The organism is Lysinibacillus sp. fls2-241-R2A-57 (assembly GCF_030209535.1).
GTDB lineage: Bacteria > Bacillota > Bacilli > Bacillales_A > Planococcaceae > Lysinibacillus.
Map to the genome: position 1 here is coordinate 12,501 of NZ_JARVRU010000142.1, position 17,155 is coordinate 29,655.

The 17,155-nt window shown below is 36.1% G+C and carries 12 protein-coding genes and 3 pseudogenes; 1 reads left to right on the forward strand and 14 read right to left on the reverse strand.

Features of this window, described 5'->3' with window-relative positions:
- Positions 1-333 precede the first annotated feature (333 nt).
- From QRN68_RS19830 to QRN68_RS19875, 10 genes and pseudogenes are all read right to left on the reverse strand, one after another.
- Positions 334-1,452 carry a hypothetical protein gene (locus tag QRN68_RS19830; RefSeq protein WP_285398640.1) on the reverse strand — a complete coding sequence of 373 codons (1,119 nt, stop codon included), beginning with the start codon at positions 1,450-1,452 and terminating at the stop codon, positions 334-336.
- Positions 1,439-1,936 carry an RNA polymerase sigma factor gene (locus tag QRN68_RS19835; RefSeq protein WP_285398641.1) on the reverse strand — a complete coding sequence of 166 codons (498 nt, stop codon included), beginning with the start codon at positions 1,934-1,936 and terminating at the stop codon, positions 1,439-1,441. The genes QRN68_RS19830 and QRN68_RS19835 overlap by 14 nt, the downstream gene beginning before the upstream one ends.
- 712 nt (positions 1,937-2,648) lie before the next feature.
- Positions 2,649-4,145, reverse strand: coding sequence for a serine hydrolase domain-containing protein (locus QRN68_RS19840; protein ID WP_285398642.1), 1,497 nt, complete (start codon positions 4,143-4,145; stop codon positions 2,649-2,651).
- 369 nt (positions 4,146-4,514) lie between these two features.
- The gene (ltrA, locus tag QRN68_RS19845; RefSeq protein WP_285398649.1) at positions 4,515-6,290 is read right to left on the reverse strand and encodes a group II intron reverse transcriptase/maturase; all 1,776 of its coding nucleotides are present in this window, start codon (positions 6,288-6,290) and stop codon (positions 4,515-4,517) included.
- 848 nt (positions 6,291-7,138) lie between these two features.
- A pseudogene (locus tag QRN68_RS19850) lies at positions 7,139-7,222 on the reverse strand (DUF6262 family protein); the annotation flags it as partial.
- Positions 7,203-8,252: pseudogene (locus QRN68_RS19855) on the reverse strand (tyrosine-type recombinase/integrase); the annotation flags it as partial. The pseudogenes QRN68_RS19850 and QRN68_RS19855, both read right to left, overlap by 20 nt.
- A gap of 21 nt (positions 8,253-8,273) precedes the next feature.
- Positions 8,274-9,386 (reverse strand): annotated as a pseudogene (locus tag QRN68_RS19860) (tyrosine-type recombinase/integrase); the annotation flags it as partial.
- Positions 9,387-9,699: 313 nt separating this feature from the next.
- Positions 9,700-10,524, reverse strand: a complete 825-nt coding sequence (gene tatC / locus QRN68_RS19865; RefSeq protein ID WP_285398643.1) for a twin-arginine translocase subunit TatC — start codon at positions 10,522-10,524, stop codon at positions 9,700-9,702.
- Positions 10,525-10,541: 17 nt separating this feature from the next.
- Positions 10,542-10,727, reverse strand: coding sequence for a twin-arginine translocase TatA/TatE family subunit (locus tag QRN68_RS19870; protein WP_068986770.1), 186 nt, complete (start codon positions 10,725-10,727; stop codon positions 10,542-10,544).
- A 199-nt stretch (positions 10,728-10,926) separates the two neighbouring features.
- Complete coding sequence (locus QRN68_RS19875) at positions 10,927-11,562, reverse strand: redox-sensing transcriptional repressor Rex (RefSeq protein WP_285398644.1); 636 nt, start codon at positions 11,560-11,562, stop codon at positions 10,927-10,929.
- A gap of 247 nt (positions 11,563-11,809) precedes the next feature.
- Here QRN68_RS19875 and QRN68_RS19880 point away from each other — a divergent pair, with 247 nt between their 5' ends.
- Entirely contained in the window at positions 11,810-13,753 is a 1,944-nt protein-coding gene (locus QRN68_RS19880) for an ABC transporter ATP-binding protein (RefSeq protein ID WP_285398645.1), read from the forward strand.
- Positions 13,754-14,382: 629 nt separating this feature from the next.
- Here the strand turns inward: QRN68_RS19880 and tsaD are convergent.
- The 4 genes from tsaD to tsaE are packed head-to-tail and all read right to left on the reverse strand — an operon-like array spanning position 14,383 to position 16,997.
- A complete protein-coding gene (gene tsaD / locus QRN68_RS19885) occupies positions 14,383-15,399 on the reverse strand; it encodes a tRNA (adenosine(37)-N6)-threonylcarbamoyltransferase complex transferase subunit TsaD (protein ID WP_285398646.1) in 1,017 nt (338 codons plus the stop codon).
- Complete coding sequence (gene rimI, locus QRN68_RS19890; RefSeq protein ID WP_285398647.1) at positions 15,399-15,851, reverse strand: ribosomal protein S18-alanine N-acetyltransferase; 453 nt, start codon at positions 15,849-15,851, stop codon at positions 15,399-15,401. Before rimI ends, tsaD begins: the two co-directional genes overlap by 1 nt.
- Complete coding sequence (gene tsaB / locus QRN68_RS19895; RefSeq protein WP_285398648.1) at positions 15,844-16,551, reverse strand: tRNA (adenosine(37)-N6)-threonylcarbamoyltransferase complex dimerization subunit type 1 TsaB; 708 nt, start codon at positions 16,549-16,551, stop codon at positions 15,844-15,846. Before tsaB ends, rimI begins: the two co-directional genes overlap by 8 nt.
- Positions 16,548-16,997, reverse strand: coding sequence for a tRNA (adenosine(37)-N6)-threonylcarbamoyltransferase complex ATPase subunit type 1 TsaE (gene tsaE / locus QRN68_RS19900; RefSeq protein WP_285398652.1), 450 nt, complete (start codon positions 16,995-16,997; stop codon positions 16,548-16,550). The genes tsaB and tsaE overlap by 4 nt, the downstream gene beginning before the upstream one ends.
- Between the last annotated feature and the right edge of the window lie 158 nt (positions 16,998-17,155).

Sequence of the window (17,155 nt, forward strand, 5' to 3'; positions counted from 1 at the left end):
TTATCAAGACCTAAATTAAAAAAAGATAAATAAATTAAAGGAGATTACATATTTTATATGACTAATATGTAATCTCCTTTCTTATTCCACAATCGCGCCCGATTGTTGTATAAGGTGTCCTCATATATATGATGCTTTACAACATTGAGCACAAAAGACTTCCCAAATACGATTTTGGTAACGGGGTTGGATTATAATAACATGGGAATGAAAATTGCCAAATGACTCTTTGGAAAGGTTTTTACTTCATAAAGGATTTTTGATGCGCCCAAACAGAATCAGAAGGACATCAATGCAAGCATTTAAGAGTGAATTGATGTCCTTTCTTAAAAGCTAATAGATTCCTCTACTAAAGGCTGGCTGCCAAATTCCTTGTGCATTTTTCTCCATACGTAGCTCTGTTTGTGTTCCTTCAATTGAAAGAAATTTTACAACCCCGATTGTATCTGTTTGTTGCTCAAACTCTGCATTTTCCAACCCAGCAAATAGGTTTGCAATAATAAGGCGATTTATTTTCTCTGTAAACAACTCCTGACGTACGATTTTCGTTTTCTCATAATATCTTCGAACACTTTCTGTTTCTTCGTTAATATTTGTTGTAAACAATGCTTCATATGTTTCATAATCTTTTTCAATATCGCTCAATAAAAACATTTTAGTAATCGCTTGTGGTGTCATATTTTTTAACTTTTCAACATCATAATCCGTTTTAAAGGCATCAAAAACTTGCTGCTCCTGTTCAGTCAATTCAAATGTTAGCTCAAAATTTTGAAATCCTACGACCTTACCTACTAATTGCCCTTCATTAATTTTCATAATCGTGTGGCCTTCGTCATTGTCATAAACAACAAATTCTTTTTCTTTCGTAGAAATCGATTTGTCAATGAATGGCTCTGGCTTTGTTCCCCAATTATGAAATAAGTAAGAATTATTAAATGGGTCATTGATATCCTCATTTTTTATTTGCTCATTTAACCCATGAACTTTTAATGCGGTATTATCTACTAAAATTTGCCCTTGATTCATTGTTACATTATCATTACCTAATCCTAATACAGTTGAAACTACAAGCCCATCAGTTCCATAAAAGGCAATATAATCTCCATACGTAATCGTGGCTTCCTTATCGATAATCATTGGCAAAAAATGCAGCATCCATTGTTCACCAAGTAGATGGGCATATTTCGGTTCAATTACATCTAAAGAGGAAACATCATCGACAATCGGTAGTAGCTCATTTTGCTGACTAGCTGTTTGTAGGTTGTTTTTTTGAGAAAATTCAACGAATAGCATTAACCCAATAATGAAACAAGCTGCAATAGATACCGAGACGACCTGCCAGTTACACTTTCTTTTTATTGGTTTAGGTTGCAATATGCGTTGCTTTATGTCGTTTGTAAATGGGGCATCTTGTCGCAATTCTTCTTTTAGCTTGGCTTTAAATTCCTTCATAAAATATTGCCTCCAGTTCCTGATTTGTTTTCAACAATTCTCTCGCTCGACGAATCCTTGTACGAACGGTGTTTTGTGATACATTTAATAAACTTGCAATTTCAGAAACATCAAATTCTTCATAATAAAACAGTATAATGACTTCCCTATAATGAAGTGGTAATGCGAAGACAATTTGCTTTAAAGTTGTATAATCTTCAGTTGCTATATATGTTTGCTCCACTGATGGTTCAGTTCTGCCTAGTGGTAAAAGTTTTGAAATAAATGATTTTCTCTTTTGTTTTCGTAGTTCATCATGACAACAATTAATAGCGATACGAGTTAAATACGTTTTCAATGAAGCATCATTTCTAAAATCGTCTTTATGTAATAGATACTTCATTAGTACGTCCTGTGTAACTTCCTCTGCAAGCTGAAAATCCTTCATATACAAATAATTAAGATGATATAAATATTCACCATATTGTTCTACGATTTGTTCCAACGACAACTCACCTCGTTTCAATCCTACTACTTAGACGCCCATTTCCTAAAAAATTGTTCAATCTCCTGAAAATATTTTTAGAATAGCCTTTTTATATTTACATTTTAAGTGCTTACTTAAAAAAGATTGCTGTTTTAGAAGTATTTGATGCCACTTATAGTCATTTAGATGATGCAACAGTTTCCTATGTATTATTCCAACTTCAGAATGTTAACTTAGGGGATAATTGGTTATAGAAGGGATTACTTAATTAAGTGTTACAGTGTAAACTTAATTTACAAAAATAAGTGATGAAGTTTGTGACTCTTTTCCCTTAAACTAACGGTGCTTTAGTGCAATAAGGATTTAAAAAGTATACAAAATAAACCTAAATAACGTTTCCAAATATAAATTTGAGAATACACCAAAAAGGCATGAAGGTTGTTTAATCAACGTTCGTGCCTTTTTGCGAGGACTATTATTTATACAAATAGCACAAACAGTTGATGCAACAGCATTTATACTCGCTGGGGTTGTTCTTTAATTTGCATAAAAACATGCATAGTATATTTCTTATCGTTGTAAATCTGCATCTTTTATGACGCTACCCATAAATAATGGTCCTCAATTAAATGGTCCTTTAATGAAAACGAGCGCTGATCCTTGTTACAGAATCGCGCCCGATTGTGGAAGATCTTAATTTATTAAATTCAACATAAAATAGCTCATTATTTCATTTGTGAATATACTTTCTTTCTAATAAAGATACCTTTTTGGTAATAATTAGCCATAATACGAATAAATAATAAATGATAATTGTTGCTATTCCACTATAAATCACCGAAATTGAAGTTGGTCCCCATACTTTAATATACTCCCAATTCATATTGAATATTTTAGGAGCCACCATCACAAGTATTAAAATCACAGCTACAAACAGTGAATGGAACACAAATAGAAAAATTCTCTTCCCTTTCAACAATGCCCAAGCTCGTTGTTTTCTTTTAAACTTCCATAAGTTTCTTAGCAATAAAATACTAAAAATTATCCCTAGACAGCCAATAATAATACAGAGAATCGTTAAGACTTTATCCACCTCTTGATATCCGTCAGTATGATCCAAGTTAACATTATTTCCTTCCCATAAATCCATAACGCTTTTACCTATTGCTGTTGTAAAGGTTGTATCCATATTGGATAAAATGGCTACCCCTATTTGTTCATCAGGTTGCATGATGAAATAAGAAGAAAACGTTGGATTTGCCCCATCGTGCCATATGTATCGTTTGTCATTCTTTTCTTCAACTCTCCACCCACTTGCATAATAGGTGTCTTGAAGGATAGGCTCTACGGATTGATCAGGGATGTGCGATTGTTCGATTGTTTGTTTACTAATCGTATCGTTTTGGATGGCTCCTAACTGTAGGTTTAGCCATTTTGCGATATCGTTTGTATTGCTGACAATATAACCAGCAGGTATATTTCCTCGATAAATAGGCGGTGTATATTCTTGCTCTCTCATGAATCCTATTTTATAACCAGTTGCCAACTCATCAGACTGAACTTGATGTAAGCCAACATAGGAATCCTTCATTCCGATTTGTTCTAATAATTGTTCTTTTATATACAAGTCATATGACTGTTTTGAAACATTCTCAATGACTAGCCCCAAAACGTCATAATTGATGGTAGCGTATTCAAATGAGCTACCTGGTTTACGATTCAAAGGCTGATCAAGCAGGGTTCTTACTGTTAATTCAAGTGCGTTCTCGGCGTTACTTTCAGGAATATGTACAATGGTGTTCGAAGCAATCCCGCTGGTTTGATGAAGCAATTGATTTATTGTAATGGTCTGTGGTTCTCCTTCATATTCTAACTCCAGCCATGGGATGTATTTTCGTACATCATCAGTTCGTTTTAATAATCCTTCTTTTTCTAATTGTAAAATGGCTAGACCTATAAATGCTTTTGATGTTGATGCTAGTTCAAATAATGTTTGGGAAGTAACAGGGATTTTCTCCTTTACATCTGCGTACCCGAAACCTTTTTGATAAACTGTTTTTCCCTTCTCTACAATAACTACCGATATTCCAGGAATTTGACTAATTTCCATTTGTTCTTCAACAAATTGTTCAATCTTATGAATTTTATCATTTGAGTCTGCATAAGCTATTGGAATCAAAGTATTTAGTCCTAGAATTATAGAGACCATTAGAATTATTTTTCCCATCTTTTTCTCTACTCCTTTCTATAGGTGAAATCGATCGAGATATTTCTATAATTAACCTATAATAACATAATTATCTTACGCTGGAATTAATATCTCGTTAAGATTGTTAAAATGTCCAATGGGATAAAGACCGCTCTTTTACAATTCAATTAAACTGGCCGTTTAAGTGCAAAACTTTACAATCACTTCTGTATTTATAAGATAAATATCCAATTTTCTTATATATGATGTTATAGTGATAGGTAAGCCTTTGACGTTATCTCCAGCTTTTCCCCCACTTCACACCGTACATGCGACTTTCACCGCATACGGCGTTCCAATTAATTCAATTCATTCGATTTTTATGTAAGGAAAAGATGTAATGTGGAATTAGATTGCTTCGTTCAGACATTGCTCACGCAATTCATTTACTTTTTTTAGTTGCTTTTTATCTAGATGAAGTACTTTCAAGAGTACTTTTATTTTCTCAAGGTCTTTAAGATGGATTAGTCGATGAATTGATTCATTGACAATAATTAAATTACCGTAGGAATCATCTTGCGATAAATAATATGGAGTTTTGTGGTGACAGTGCCAGTCATCAAAGCTAAGTTCAACCCCAGTTACAGCACATTTACCATATTGCGCAATAAATCGACTAATACGATTATCGTTATACTCAATGGAGCGTTGAGGAATGAACTGTTGCATCACAGTAATAAGCGTTTGTTTATTAATAGCTTTCAAACTATGATGAATTTTATTTCTACCTTCGGTAGTATAATTACAGATGGTTTGTGAGAAGTTTAGGTTTATTCGGCAACGTTGGGCATGAATTGGAGCGAGTGCCATTTCTTTAATTTTATAAATCTTGCATTCGTATCTGTTATACCTTTTCAGTAAGGATTTCGTGAAGTCTTGAAGCGTCGCTTCTTTTCTAATGCCTTTTAAACGATTGTGTAACGTTCTATGAATACGATGGTTCAGCTCAGTTAAATCATCTGTAATGTGCGACGCTACGGCGTAATAGTTTTGGATACCCATGACAACCGTATTAAATCGCCAAACATTTTGAATACATTGATGTTTTTGTATTGTCTTAACCGCTTTTTTCAGTTTTATTTGTGCATTGTTTAAAGCCTTCTTCGTCATATGTGAATGCGCAACATATAGGGTACGCTTCGCTGTTTTCTTAGAATGGGCTTTAATACGGAAGCCTAGAAATTCGGAAGAATTTTTCTTTAGATTCACAACTTTCGATTTCTCATCGCTAATTTCTAGATGCAAACGTGTAGAGAGGAAATCTTTAACTGCATGGAACATTCGTATTGCTTGAGAACGTGTTCGACAAAGAATTTTAAAGTCATCTGCGTACCTCACGATATAGCAATGCTTTAAATTCGTTTTCTTTAACGCTTGATTCTTACTCATTTTGTTTTTGTAAGCTCTCTCCGTTTCATAGCTTTCCCATTGATTACTAACCCACCAATCAAGTTCATTTAATACGACGTTTGATAGGAGTGGGGATAGTATCCCACCTTGCGGTGTTCCTTTCGATGGAAAACCTTCACCTATGATTTCCGCTTTTAAAAGACGCGAAATAATCGAAAGAAGGGCTTTGTCTCGAATGCCTATTGTCCACATTTGTTTGAGCAGTTTTCCATGATTTACGTTGTCAAAGAATCCTTTTATATCAACGTCTACACAATGATATAAACACGCTCGATTTATCAATGTTTCAAAACGTGCCTTAGCATGATGTGTACTACGGTTGGGTCTGAATCCATAGCTATGCTTATAGAATCTTGCTTCACAAATTGGTTCTAATACTTGTAAAATACACTGTTGAAATAACCTATCCCAAATTGTCGGAATACCTAGCGGTCGTGTTTTCCCATTTGCCTTTGGAATAAAAACACGTCGTACTGCTTGTGGGCGATAGTGTGTAAACATCTTTTGTATCGTTGATACAACTTTAGATACTTTTAATTGTTTAATATCTTCAATTGTTTGACCATCAAACCCAGCCGTTTTACTACCCGTATTTTTCTTGATATTACGGTACGCTAATTGAATGTTTTCACGCGATTGCATTATATCTAATAAATCATAAAAATTTTGACCATCAACACTGCGAGCATATAGCAAATCAAATTGTTTTTGCATGTCATAGTACTCGTTATGTCTCAGTTTCTTTCGTTTTAACAAGTCGGTGGCTCCTTTTGGAGCTGAACCTCTATTAGTCTCACGAGAACCTTATTAATCGTTGAAGAACTGCCTTTCATGGTGAATAAATCTTGTATTAATCTAGTGGCGATCCCTCCATGTTCATTACACACTTCACCGGTACTGTGCCACCACTTTCACTGATATAAAGAAAAGTTATATATTCGCTAATCTCACGATTATTTTCCTTTCCAACGTCTCATCGAGAGTAAGCTCTCCACGTTATCAGCTTACCACGTTGAATATTAACTATTATGGAACAAACTTAGGTGCCTCCTATGAGCCTGTTAGCATTGCATGTGCCTGTAACACAAGATGGACTTTTATATTGTTGATTCTTACTCATCCACAACTAACCTCACATTTAGTGATATACACATTTCTATGTATTGCCATTCTAGACCCGTACATTCAGAGGTTCGCCAGCAATATAGTTTATTAACCTATTATGTTGCATTCTCACCATATTTGTTCAACCCAAGCACCATGATTTACACCACCCCATCGGGTAGGCTTTCGTCAGCCGAACTGTTACGGTAAATTCTCACGCCTATTAGCCGAGCTTATAACACGCTTTCCCTTACTAAATAACGTGCTATTCGACGCAGGGGGAGCCTTTCTGAGCGTTACCTCATCATTCGGCTCCTTGATAATATCCTTCAATTTAAATCGTAAATTGCCTGACCTTTATCAAGATTGTGTTATCCACATCTCATTTGAGCCAGGAACGTGTCGCACCAACAATCTGGCCCGATTGTTGAAGAAGGAGAACAACGTTCTCCTATTGACTATAACTTCTTATATACGTCTGCGTAAGCTACCTTCAGTTGCTCTCTTAATTGCTTGTTTTCATCTTCCCTTTGGTTTATCTTCAGGAAAAATTAATAATCGCACATTAGCTTCGGGAGCCATATCGTACTCATACCGTTGAATATCTTCAAGAAATCTTTGTAAATGAGACAGCGATTTTATAATATAATGTGCAGGGTGAGCGTCACGTCTTTTTAAATTATTTTTAGCGTATTCATGTAAATGTTCGATGTACTTCTCAATATGTGCTCTTTTTAGAGGCTTTAAGTCTTTCCATGTTGTTTCCAATGAAAATATAAACTTAAAAAACCCTGGTATACATTTTAGATAACTCCGTGCTGTCCCCGTAGAAAACCTGTTTTTGTTGATCAATCGTTGCTTAAAATATTTTTTAACTTGTTCACGAACCTTTTCGTCAATCTTTGAAAAGTCGAGGAAATAAGCAGATTCGCTTTTGTTGTAATCAATACCATATCTCTTATGTAAAGTACGAACATCCCATTTGTCTTTTTTCCATTCTTCACGTTTATCGGTGAATTTGAGTAGTGCAGTATAAACAGTCCTCAAAAAAACTGCTATTGCTGTTTTAGTAGTCACGTTTCTTAATTTATTTGTTTGTGTGTAATAAGTTTTTATTTTTTTCTCATTCAACCAAAACAAATACTCTCGTTCAGCTTTTTCAATATCCAAATCTAACAAGGAAGAGAGATTTGGATATTTTTCATTTATGAAATCCGTTATTCTTTTTAATGGACTTTGAGCGTTATATATACTCTTGATTGTCCATAAATCATTAAACAATTGCTGATAATAAACATATTTCACTTCTAAATTGAGTGAAGGACTATTAAATCGAAAGTAAACATTTTTATTGTTATGATTATAGTGTGCTACCAATTCTTCGAACTGCTTGATTTCACCTACAACGTTGACACTCCATTTGTCATTAACTAAGAAATAGGGGTTGTTTACTTGTTCAATTGAAACAGAACCATCTTCATGTACTGTTTTTTCAGGATATGTTGAAAGTTCTCTTTGTAAGCCTTCATGAAAGCCTATTTCTTCTACCTGAACATCCTTGATTTGCTTCATACAGTAATTCCTTTCAGTTTTTTTCTTTAGGTTAAATTCGGATTGTGCTTTATTCCACTCTTCTCGAATATCTTCATCCGAAGGATGTAGGTACAGATTCATTGTTGTTTGAATTTGAGAATGTCCTAATCGTTCTTGTACTTGCTTAATATCCTTTGTTTTCTGGTAGAAAATTGTAGCGTGTGTATGACGAAATAGGTGAGGATGTAGGTTTATCCCTGTTTTCTTTTTTAATCGCTTAAATAGAGACTCAACGTTCCAATATTCCATTGGTTTTCCCACATCTTTTCCTCTCAGTTTTACAAAAACAAAGTTTGAATCCAAGTCTAATTCATCAAGCACTTCATACAAGTAATCATCATATAAATCCATTAAGGATTGTGATACATAAATTTCACGTTCCCCTGTTTTTAACATCGCGCCGTTTTCTAATTCCCCTCGTTCTACTAAACGAATCTGATGCCCTTTTTGATGGTCATAAACAAAATCCTCCCTGAAAAGAGAGAGAGCTTCTCCAATACGCAATCCCGTTTCAAATAACAATTGAATTAAGAACTTATCTCGTATATTAGTGGTTGCTTGTAATACTTGTTGTACTTGTTCTTTTGTGAGTGTTTCTACTCTTTTGCGTGGTTCTTTTAATTTCAGTATGTTTCTGTTTGATGGCTTGTCATTATTAACATGATGTAAGAAACTTTTGTAACGTGAGTGTCCTCCTGTAAATACTTGCTTCATTAACTTTTCCATCATGTCATTTTGTACTTCTTCATTTCGGTAGAGGTAGTCATAGAAGTTTGCTATAACGGTAATTGTATGGTTAATTGTTTTTTCCGTTCGCATTGCTTTCTTTTGTTGAAGAGGGGTGACATTTGAACTCTGATAGGGGCTTCTTAACCACCCCACAAAGTCAACTAAATCTTCTAATCTAATAAACTTGTAATCTTTGTTTGTTTCTTCTAAGTAGGTATAAAAATGTTTTAAGGAATAACAATATGCTTTTTGAGTATTAGGCCTTTTCCCTGTCTTATCTAAATACTTTATATATTTCATAACTGGCATAACAGGGAATCCTTCTTGATCCAGTAATATGTATCTTTTGCTGTTATTCTCTAAGACAACCTCTTGCACCCTCATAGCACTTCACCCCTAAAAAATATTAACGCTCGGTCTAAAGACCTCACTACGCCTCCCGCTATGGGCTACGTCCTCTGCCCGGAATATACATACTTTTCTGAATAATATATACATACTGAACTATATTTTCAATATCTGTATAACTAATCTAATATGTATAAGAAAAGAGGATATATGCTCATATATTGAACATAATATCCTCTTCTTAGTTTAGTCTATTTAATTTTTCTTCCCACTGATTTTTTTAGATTCTAACCTATTCTTTTATAACAAAAAAGCTCGATGCTTCTATTTCACATCGAGCTTCCACTATTTATTTTTGATTCAATTCTTCTATTTGGCGTCGCTGCTGTTCAAGCGCCTCTTCAACCTGGCGTTTTTGCTCAGCTTCCTGCTCTTCCTGCAAACGTATTTCCTCTGATTTTAAGTATTTCTTGTAACCAATACGTGAAACCATAATACTAATTTCGTAGAGCGCAAACAATGGTACTGAAACCATTAAGTGTGAAGCTAGTTCAGGTGGTGCGATAATAGCGGCACACACAAATAAACCAAAGTACGAATATTTACGAATACGAATTAGTAAATCAGGATTTAATAACCCTATACGTGAAAAGAATAAAATGACAACTGGCAATTGGAAAAGGAAACCAAAAGGTATTGTAAGTTTAAATAAAAATGAAAAATATTCATGTATTCCAATTGTTTGCTGAATTTCCAACTCGACCGATAAATTCATCATGAACTTTATGACATAAGGGAATAATAAATAGTATGAAAAAGATAGCCCTGCGATAAACAATAAAAATGAATACGGTATATAGCTTAAGGTTGCTTTTCGTTCTACTTCCCGTAGTCCTGGGCTTATAAACGCCCACAATTGATACATTAACACTGGCGATGAAAGGATAAATGCAATTAAAAAAACAACTTGGAAATAAATTGCAAGTGGTGTTACTACATCAAACGCATGAAGCTCTATATTATAATTAGCTCCAGTAGATTGAAGGTATTTAACAAGCGGCTTTGCAACAAAAAAGCCGCCAACCATAGCTAGAACAAAGAAAACGGCAACAATGAAAAGCCGTTTTCTTAATTCTTCTATATGCTCAATGACAGTTAGATCTTTTGGATTCATTCCTCAAACATCCTAACTTACTTATCTAGTTCTTTCTTTTTCTTGTCATCATCATCTTCGTCGGCTAAACCTTTAGTAGCATTTTTAAATTCTCGTAATGTTGAACCGAATGCTTTACCCAGCTCTGGTAACTTCTTAGGACCAAAAATTAATAACGCGACAATTCCGATAATAATGAGGCTCATAGGACCAATACTACCCATTACAGCCACCTCCTCTTTATATCCATCATTTTAACCCATATTTCGTCATTTTGCTAACTAATTATATGTGAAAGTTTTTAGTCACTCTCTCGTTTTATTCCATACTTACATTTAACAGAAATTGTGAACTATACGATCCTCCGGAGGCTTTAGGCCAACAGATGTTTACCGCTGAAAGAAGTTAAATTATGTACAATTATCACTCTTCCTGATTGCGAATTAAATAAATGAGCGCCTGCAATTCTACCGATAAATCAATTGTTAAGAGCTGCATTCTATCTGGAACCGTTAACCGCTCTGGCGTAAAGTTTAAAATGCCCTTTGCGTTCATTGCCGCTAATCTATCAGCCATTTTCTGTGCAGAGCGTGGTGAAACTGTTAAAATCGCAAGCTCCGCTCCATATTCTGCATACTTTTCTTCCAATAAATCAGGATGGAAAACAGGAATATTGCTTATCATCTTCCCGTCCTTTGGAGCCTTTGGATCAAAAGCCACAACGATATGAGTATTATGATTTTTTTGGAAATTATATTTTAATAAAGCACTACCTAAATTCCCTACACCAATTAACGCTACTTTTGTCGTTTCGTGCTGATCGAGCGTTTGACTAAAAAATTTTAATAGATGCTGCACATCATAGCCATAACCCTTTTTCCCAAGAGCTCCAAAATAAGAAAAGTCACGACGAATAGTTGCAGAATCAATTTTCATCGCTTCACTCAGTTCCTTCGACGAAATGCGTTCCATGCCTTCTTGTGCAAAGTTTTGGATAAATCGATAGTAAAGAGGAAGTCTTTTTGTAGTGGCTTGTGGAATTTTTAAATCTTGTTTCAAACTTTCTCCTCCTCAAATGTCTCAGTTTGAATGTACTTAGCTACTAATTTTAATACATGTATCATTAACTATATACAAAAACTTTTAATATCCACTAGAGTATTTCCCTTTAGTTAATGGCGCTTTTTACGCCACTAACTAAAGGGAAATCGTTTCAATCTTACATGACAGCTTGGAATAAGTAAAGCACCGACATTGCAAGCGAATCTCTCATCCATTACACTAAGGAAGAATTGAGGTGTCCAGAATGATTGTTTTACAGGTCAATCAACTATATAAATCCTTCCTTGTAGATGAAATTTTAAGTGGCGTAAAATTAGAGGTTCAACATCGTGATCGCGTTGCATTAGTAGGACGTAACGGTGCTGGCAAGTCCACTTTACTTAAAATAATTGCTGGTCAAATGTCATATGACTCTGGTGATATTATAATCCCTAAAGGTGTACAAATTGGATATTTAGAACAGCATGCTGGATTAAATTCAACATTGTCGATTTGGGATGAAATGATGACAATTTTTGAGCCGCTTATTGCACAAGAACAAGCACTCCGATCATTAGAACAACAAATGGCCGACCCTACTGTTTATGAAAATCCGACTTTATATGCAAAAATAATGTCTGAATACGATCATTTACAGCATAATTTCAAGGATGCGGGTGGCTATCAATACGAATCTGATACACGCTCCGTGCTTCATGGCATGCAGTTTTATCCTGATGATTACCAAAAGCCAATTAGCTCACTATCAGGTGGACAACGAACTCGGTTAGCACTTGCTAAGCTTCTTTTAAGTAAACCTGACCTATTAATACTCGATGAGCCTACTAACCATTTAGATATTGAAACCCTTTCCTGGTTAGAATCATATTTAAAAGGATATGAAGGGGCTATTTTAATTGTTTCCCACGACCGATACTTCTTAGACCAAGTTGTTTCCATTGTCTACGAAGTTTCACGTCATCGCGTCACAAAATATACAGGAAATTATAGTGCCTATTTAGATGAAAAAGCGAAAAATTATGAGCGTGATTTGAAGTTATTTGAACGCCAGCAAGATGAGAAAGCCAAGCTCGAGGAATTTATCCAAAAAAATATTGCTCGTGCTTCTACTACTAAAATGGCACAAAGTCGTCGTAAAATGCTTGAACGAACAGAGTGGATGGAATCACCTGATGGCGATGAAAAGTCCGCAAGCTTCGGTTTTACAATTGAACGCCAAAGTGGTAACGATGTATTATCTATTGATGACTTAGCTATAGGTTATGGAGATAAGAAAATATCAAGCGGCATTACATTACGTACTTTCCGAGAGGACCGCATTGCACTAGTTGGACCAAATGGTGTTGGTAAATCAACTTTATTAAAAACCATCGTCAAAGATTTACTACCACTCTCTGGAGAGATTCGCTATGGTACAAATGTTCAAGTTGGTTATTATGATCAAGAGCAGGCAAAACTATCGAGCAACAAAAGTGTACTAAAAGAGCTATGGGACGAATGGCCTTTAATGAATGAAAAAGATATTCGCACAGTGCTAGGCCGTTTCTTATTCAGTGGAGAAGATGTGGATAAAATCGTATCATCTTTATCTGGTGGTGAAAAGGCAAGACTTGCATTAGCTAAGCTGATGATGCAAAAGGCAAATTTCTTAATTCTCGATGAGCCTACCAACCACCTAGACTTAGATAGTAAAGAGATACTGGAAAACGCGCTTATTGATTATCCTGGAACACTTTTATTTGTGTCGCATGACCGATATTTCATCAATCGAATTACTACTAAAGTGATTGAGTTGTCTGGCGATGGTTCCTTTGAATACTTGGGTGACTATGATTATTACCTTGAGAAGAAACAGGAACTTTTAGAAATTGCACAAATGAAAGCTGCGGCTCAGCCGAAAGTACAAGCTGAGGTACCTGAGAAATCCTCTACCTCTAAAATTGATAAAGAGGCTAAAAAACGGGAGCGCCAAATTAGACGCACACTTGAAGAACTAGAGGGGAAAATGCAGCAAGTAACTATTGAAATAGCTCGTTTAGAAGAAGCTCTTTGCGATCCCGAGATTTTCACAGACCACGAAAAAATTACACAGCTTCAAGATGAATTATCAACTGTTAAGGAACAGCATGAGTTATTCGAAATGGAATGGCTTGAGCTAAGTGAGGAACTTGAAAATATTATTTTATAACATCCCCCATCCAACTTCTTTGCTTTCTTAACTTTAAGGTGGGATAAAATTTGTAAGCCATGTGACTTGTCACATGGCTTTTTCCTTTACTCGCCTCGTTTTTTCATATATATTGGTCAAGTGCTATTTTTCGACAAAAAATGCCCACAACTTTATACACACAATAAATCTAGTAATATCAACATATCAACAGACTTTTCCACATTGTCCACAACCCAAAATTATTTTATCCACATATTTTTGTGTAGAACAAGCTACTATATATTGAATAATCACAAGTTATGCACAAGTTATCAACATTTTGTGCATAAGTACGGATGTTCGCTGTTTTATTTTTCATCTTACCTGTGGATAATTTTCTGAAAAATTTGTCAACTGAACTCTTTATATTCGTTCTTATCGACAATTTTTTCGCAAAAGCAAAAAGAGGTATTTTAGAATCAACTCTAAAACACCTCTCCTCTATAATCAATTATACCTCAGCATGTCCAGAATCAGCTTTGTGCTTAGGCCTGCAGATATTTTTTGCGCGAAAGCGTAGCGGTAGCAGCACCGACCCAGGTCAGTTAGCCTCAGCACTCCTTTCCGATTTTGTGACATCCGCCAGAGGCTTTAACTTCCGAAAGAAGTTAAACCCAGGATTTTAACTCCATTCCAGGGCGACCATTCATTGATAAATTACCGCGAATACCTGCTTCAAACATTGGTGTTGCTGCTGCCCCTATCATAGCGGCATTATCTGTACACAGCTTTAATAGCGGCACATAAAACGAGATGCCTTCCTCTGCAAATACAGACTCAAGTGATGTACGCAAGCCTTTATTTGCCGCTACACCTCCAGCTGCAATAACCTGTTTCACTTTATATTCACGCGCAGCCCGTAATGTTTTCGCTGTTAGCACTTCAACTACGCTATCCTGAAATCCTTTAGCAACGGCAGTCGGAGAAATCTCTTCTCCACGCTGATCCATATTATGTTTATAATTAATAACCGCTGATTTTAGGCCACTAAAGCTAAAGTCATACGAATCTTCCTCTAACCACACTCTTGGGAAGGTTACTGCCTCATCCCCCTCATGTGCTAGCTTGTCAATACGCGGACCACCTGGATACGGTAAGTCTAAAACACGAGCAACCTTATCATAAGCCTCACCAGCCGCGTCATCTCTCGTCTCTCCGATGACTTCAAAAGAGCCGTGTTCCTTCATATAAACTAGCTCCGTATGGCCACCTGATACAACAAGTGCTAATAATGGGAATTCCATTGGCTGCACGAGTGCATTAGCATATATATGTCCCGCTATATGGTGTACACCGATAATTGGTAAATTGTTAGCAAACGCAAAAGCCTTCGCGGCATTAATCCCAATTAACAATGCACCTACAAGACCAGGACCCTCAGTAACTGCCACCGCATCTAAATCAGCTGGTTTTATGTTTGCCTGTGCTAACGCTTCTTCTATGACCACTGTAATTTGTTCAACATGATGGCGAGACGCAATTTCAGGTACAACTCCACCAAATCGTTTATGACTTTCTATTTGAGAAGCGACTACATTTGAAACGATTTCTGAACCATTTCGAATAATCGCTGCCGCTGTTTCATCACAGCTCGATTCTATTGCTAAAATAATTCGATTTTCCATCATAAATTCACCCACATGACAAGGGCATCCTCCCCGTTATCTGTATAATAGCCTTTACGTATGCCACCATCTTGGAAATGGAGCTTTCGATAAAGATTTTGAGCAACTGTATTCGTTACGCGCACTTCTAAACTCATTACCTCCATATCATGCTCCCTAGCAATACGTATTGCCTCTCGCATTAATCCTTCACCAATTCCTCGGCCACGAGCTGCCTCTATAACGGCTACATTCGTAATTTGCGCTGCGTCTATAACCATCCACATGCCACAAAAGCCGATAATGCTACCGTCCGCATCCACAGCCAGCACATAATGTGCGTACTGATTTTCATGCACCTCATAGTAAAAGGAATCTAACGTCCATGGTGCAGAAAATGTTGTAAGCTCAATGTCATATACTGCTGGGACATCATCCGATACCATTTTACGATACGTTACATTGCTACTCATGAGCCTTCTCCTTTTGATCCTTCAGCCAATTCGCCTCCGCCTCTGCAATACGTTTGTATTGCGGGACAAAATGATGAACTGCTTCCACACTTGGTAGTTCCACTTTAGTCGCTAATCGAACAGTTTCACTTGCTCGTGGTAGATCATTGCTAAATGGTGTACGCAGAGCAAAGTCACCTAGTACCTCTACGATTTTATGCCAAAAAACATCTACGTCTGCCCCTACAAATAAAACTGGTGTCTCTAAAGCTTGTAAACGTTCTAATAATCCATCTATATGATCGTGATAGTCATCTATAATCGCTTCAAGCTCACTACCTTTATAAACAGCCGTATAGACATTGCCTCTTCGCGCATCAAAAATCGGACAAATAAACCCATTGTATAATGTTGCATTTGCAGCCAATGACTTTAAGCTAGATATTCCAACTAAAGGCTTTTTCAATGTCCATGCTAAGGTTTTAGCAAGTGTCACACCTATTCGTACACCTGTATAAGAACCAGGCCCTTCTGATACAGCAATCGCATCTAACTCATTTGGCTTTATGCCGGCCTTTTCCAGCACTTCTTCAATGGCTGGCATGGCACCTGCCGAATGCGTTAATTTTATATTTTGTACAATTTCAGCAATCACTTTTCCATCCCTTACGACAGCAATAGAAAGTGGTGCATTCGCTGTTTCAATCCCTAACCAAATCATTTCATTAGCTCCTCACATAATGCCTCATATCGCTTTCCAAGAGGTGTTAATACAAATCGTCGTTGATTTTCTCCAATTCGGTAAATTTCTATTCCAAGACGCTCCTGTGGTAAATCCTGTTCAATTAAATGAGCCCACTCGACAACTGATACTGCATCACCATAAAATAGCTCGTCCCACCCAAGGTCTTCATCGCTTTCCGCTAAACGATAAACATCTAAATGATTAAACGGTAAACGTCCCTCATATTGCTTGATAATCGTAAATGTTGGGCTATTGACCGTTCGCTTCACACCAAGCCCCTTCGCTAATGCTTTCGTAAATGTCGTCTTACCAGCGCCCAAATCACCCTCTAATGTGATTGTATCCTGAGCTTCTAGTAAGTTTGCTAGCTTCAACGCAAAATGCTCAGTATCATCAAGCGAATTCATTATTTTTTCATACATCATCTCTTTTTCCTCTCCTAGCTCCATTACCTCTAGTTTACCGAAACAAGCGTAAATGTTCAAAACATCCAATGATTAAAAAAAAAAAAAAACACGCCCCCCCTTTTTAAAAAACTTTTTTACTTTTTTTTTTTATTTTTATTTTTTTTATTTATTTT